General features: G+C 41.3%; 1 protein-coding gene and 1 pseudogene. Both read right to left on the reverse strand.

The annotated features are described in order from the left end of the window. Positions 1 to 223 precede the first annotated feature (223 nt). The gene (locus ACHMP6_RS01805) at positions 224 to 592 is read right to left on the reverse strand and encodes a hypothetical protein (protein ID WP_412097820.1); all 369 of its coding nucleotides are present in this window, start codon (positions 590 to 592) and stop codon (positions 224 to 226) included. 378 nt (positions 593 to 970) lie between these two features. Continuing rightward, positions 971 to 1,357: pseudogene (locus tag ACHMP6_RS01810) on the reverse strand (integrase catalytic domain-containing protein); the annotation flags it as partial. Between the last annotated feature and the right edge of the window lie 191 nt (positions 1,358 to 1,548).

Below are 1,548 nucleotides of genomic sequence, written 5' to 3' on the forward strand. Positions count from 1 at the left end.
GGAGTCTTATCTCTTCAGCCTTCAAAATTCGTCCACCAACAATAACTAGCAAATAAATGACATGGGGACTAGGAGTCTTATCTCTTCAGCCTTCAAAATTCGTCCACCAACAATAACTAGCAAATATCTACTTCCAAAGAGTATTAAATCACTATGGAACTGATCCTGAATAACTCCCCTTTGATATATCATCGATCAGCAACGAATTTTGATATTGGTATCATCATTCCTTAACCCATCGAAGCAAGTTGTAACCGAAGTTAGTCTTGGCATGAATAAGTACCGATAGTGTTTGTTTTGCCGAAGGAATCTGCTCAGGACTTAAGGATTGATCAGTAGTCTCGGATGCTCCCGCATCAGTCCCCCCGGGTTGTTTGAGATTTGTCCTCAAATCTGACAAGTCATCATCCTCCAAGTAAGGAGAAAGATCACCTACATTAAAAGTTGCCGAAACTCCATATTCTCCAGGAAGATCAATCTTGTAAGCATTTTCGCCAATTCTCTCGAGAACTTCAAATGGACCGTCAGCTCTAGGCATAAGCTTATTCTTCCGCTGAGAAGGAAATCTTTCCTTCCTTAAGTGTAACCACACAAGATCACCTGGTTGGAAATGAGCCTTCCTCCGATGTTTATTAGCTTTCTTCCTATAAGACTCGTTAGCCTTCTCGATCTTGCTTCGAATCTGCTCATGGAGTTTTTTCATTGATTCAGCTCTCTCTTTGCCATCAAAGTTCACTTGTGAATTGGATGGAATAGGAATTAAATCAATCGGTGTGAGCGGATTGATTCCATACACAACTTCGAAGGGTGATCGACCAGTAGTATAACTCGGTGATTGATTATAAGCGAACTCAGCATGTGCAAGCTTCAAATCCCAATCTTTTAGAGATTTACTAACCATTCCTCGAAGTAACGTAGTGAGAGTGCAATTGGTTACTTCTGTTTGGCCATCGGTTTGAGGATGACAAGTGGTGCTGAATAGAAGTCTGGTTCCAAGCATTCTCCATAAGGTCTTCCACAAATAACTTAAAAACTTAGAATCACGATCAGATACAATGGTCTTTGGTACTCCATGAAGGCGAATGATCTCCTTGAAATAAAGATCAGCCACATGAGATGCATCATCCGTCTTGTGACATGGAATAAAATGAGCCATTTTAGAAAACCGATCAACGACCACCATAATGGCATCTTTTCCCCTCTGAGTTCTTGGAAGAGCCACAATAAAATCTATGCTCACATCTTCCCAAGGCTGTAATGGTACTGGGAGGGGAGTATACAGCCCTTGATGGAAATGACTCTTTGCTCTTTGACAAGTTGCACACCTCAAGATGATAGCATGTACCTCTCCACTCATCTTTGGCCAATAAAAGTGCTCTTGAAGGATTTCAAGAGTTTTGTTCACGCCGAAGTGACCAGCCAAACCTCCACCATGTGCTTCTCGGATCAACAATTCTCTAAATGAACTCTTCGGCACACATAATCGATTTCCCTTGAAAAGGAAGCCATTTTGGAGAGAATATGTACCTTGAATTCCATGTTTGCAAC

Source organism: Candidatus Phytoplasma palmae, assembly GCF_046896035.1.
GTDB classification, from domain to species: domain Bacteria; phylum Bacillota_I; class Bacilli_A; order Acholeplasmatales; family Acholeplasmataceae; genus Phytoplasma; species Phytoplasma palmae.